A 2,553-nucleotide genomic window follows, 5' to 3' on the forward strand; every position below is an offset into this window, starting at 1 on the left:
TCGCTACCGCTACGGGCAGCGGACTGTACCCCTTTTTCAGTGCAGGTGCGCCGGCTCGTGCTCGGCCTCCCCGACACGCTCGGGGGTGACTCCGGGCAGCGTGTCCGAGTGGATGGGCGGAAGCCGGTTCGCATGCAGTCCGGTGATGAGGCGCACGTCCCGCTTCTTGGTGAAGTACGTGTAGGCCCAGTCGAGCATCACCGCCACCTTGTTGCGGAAGCCGATCAGGAAGGTGATGTGGATGCCCAGCCAGAGCATCCACGCGGGCCGGCCCTTGAGGCGGTACTTGTTGTAGAGCAGCCCCACCGCCGAGCCCCGGCCGATGACGGCGAAGGTGCCCCGGTCGTGGTAGCGGAAGGCCTCCAACGGTTTGCCCGCGAGCTGGCGGCGGATGTTCCTCGCCACGTGCTTGCCCATCTGCATGGCCGCCGGAGCCACCCCAGGCACCGGCTTGCCGTCCTGCACGAGGGAGGCGAGGTCTCCAATCACGAAGACATTGTCGTGGCCGGGGATGGTCAGCGTGGGCTCCACCTTCACCCGCCCGGCCTTGTCCAGCGGCACCCCGAGCGAGCGGGCCAGCGGGGAAGCGGCCACCCCGGCGCCCCACAGCAGCGTGCGCGCCTGGATGCGGGTGTCACCCACGGTGACGCCCTCCTCGTCCATGCCCGTCACCAGGGCCCCGGTGCGCACCTCCACCCCGAGCTTCTCCAGATCCTCGCGAGCCCGCTCGGAGAGGTCCTCCGGGTAGACCGAGAGGACGCGGGGCAGACCCTCCAGCAGGAGGATGCGGGCCTGGGAGGTGTCGATGCGGCGGAAGTCCTTGGGCAGGGAGTGCCGGGTCATGTACGCGAGCGCTCCCGCCAGCTCCACGCCCGTGGGGCCCGCGCCGATGATGACGAAGGTGAGCCACTCGCGCTGGCGCTCCGGATCGGACTCGCGCTCGGCGGCCTCGAAGGCCAGCAGCACGCGCTCGCGGATTTCCCGCGCATCGTCGACCGTCTTGAGCCCGGGAGCGAATCGGGCCCACTCCGGATGGCCGAAGTACGAGTGCGTGGCCCCGGTGGCGAGCACCAGGGTGTCGTAGGGAATGTCGCCGCCATCACAGACGACCACCCCACGCTCCAGGTCGATGGACTGGGCCTCGGCGAGCAACACGGTGGTGTTCTTGGAGCGCAGCACCCGGCGGATGGGGGAGGAGATGTCTCCGGGGCTGAGGACGGCGGTGGCCACCTGGTAGAGCAACGGCTGGAAGAGGTGGTGGTTGTAGCGGTCCACCACCGTGACATCCACGGCCGCCCCCTTCAGCCCGCGCGAGGCCTCGAGCCCGCCAAAGCCGCCTCCCACGATGACCACGTGATGCCCACCCCGGGTGTGTTTCATATCGGCAAAGGTGGGCCGAGGTGGAAGCGCCGACCATGGACCGGGAGCCCATCTCCACCAGGGCTTGGGTCGCATGCCCGCTCGCCAGCAGGGCCGGGGGCCAGGGGTGTGCTCGGAAGCCGGCGTCGGACCAGCGGGGACCGCGGCGCTCGCGGTGACGTGGGCCCGGAAGGTGAGGGGTGGGGACCCTTGGGATATAGTGGAAGCAATGGGGTCACGCGCGCTGCTGGGAGGGCTGGGGCTGGTCTTGCTGGTCCTCGTCGGAACCATGGCCGCGCTCCGCCAACGCACCGCCCAGGAGCCAGGGCGTGAGGCGCCCCGGGTGGAGCAACCCCGGAACTCCGCCCCTCGGGTGGAAGGGACCCCGGCGGGCTGGCTGGGCCTGATCATCTCCGAGGAGGCGCTGGATGTGGCCGCGCGGGTGGATGGACGCGTGGAGAGCGTGAAGGTGCAGGTGGGCAGCGAGGTGCGCCAGGGCGACGTGCTGGTGAAGCTGGACTCGCGGAGCCTTCAGGAGAACCTGGCCATGGCCGAGGCGGAGCTGCTCTCCAGCAAGGCGGAGCTGGAGGTGGCGCTGGCCTCGCTGGAGCAGGCGCGGGAGCGGCTGGCGCGGCGAGAGACCCCTGAACAGTTGAGACTCCAGGTCATCTCCGAGGAGGAGCTCTCCGCGGCGCGCTATGAGCAGCGCATGGCGTCGGCGAAGGGGGAGGTGGCTCGGGCCAAGGTGCAAGAGCAGGAGGTGCGGGTGGGCCAGCTGCGCCAGCAGGTGACGGAGTCCTCGCTGCGGGCGCCCTTCGACGGGGTGGTCGCCGGACGCCTCGTGAACGCCGGGGCGGTGGTGCGGGCGGGGCAGCCCCTCCTCCACCTGCTGCGGCGAGGCAAGCCACAGGTGCGCTTCGCCATCCCCGTCCAGGACATGCGCTCCGTGGCCGTGGGGCACCCGGTACAGGTGGCGGTGACGGGGCGGGACCTCACGCTCAACGGCCAGGTGCGGCAGGTCGCGCCGGAGGTGGATGTGGCCACCCTGATGGTCTTCGCGCTCGCGGACGTGGAGCTGCCAGAAGGCGCCCTGGTGCCCGCGGGCACCGTGGTGAGGGTGAAGGCGCCGGCCAATCTGGCGCGGACCGAGGGTCCCTAGCGTGGAAGCCAAACCGGTGGAAGCCAAACCCGTGG

2 protein-coding genes are annotated in these 2,553 nt (G+C 70.6%); one reads left to right on the forward strand and one right to left on the reverse strand.

From position 1 onward, the window contains the following. Positions 1-36: 36 nt before the first annotated feature. Positions 37-1,380 carry an NAD(P)/FAD-dependent oxidoreductase gene (locus VF794_RS05690; RefSeq protein ID WP_331108160.1) on the reverse strand — a complete coding sequence of 448 codons (1,344 nt, stop codon included), beginning with the start codon at positions 1,378-1,380 and terminating at the stop codon, positions 37-39. 208 nt (positions 1,381-1,588) lie between these two features. Here VF794_RS05690 and VF794_RS05695 point away from each other — a divergent pair, with 208 nt between their 5' ends. Continuing rightward, positions 1,589-2,518, forward strand: coding sequence for an efflux RND transporter periplasmic adaptor subunit (locus tag VF794_RS05695; protein ID WP_331108161.1), 930 nt, complete (start codon positions 1,589-1,591; stop codon positions 2,516-2,518). The last annotated feature ends 35 nt before the right edge of the window (positions 2,519-2,553 follow it).

It is taken from the genome of Archangium sp. (genome assembly GCF_036389735.1).
GTDB lineage: Bacteria > Myxococcota > Myxococcia > Myxococcales > Myxococcaceae > Archangium.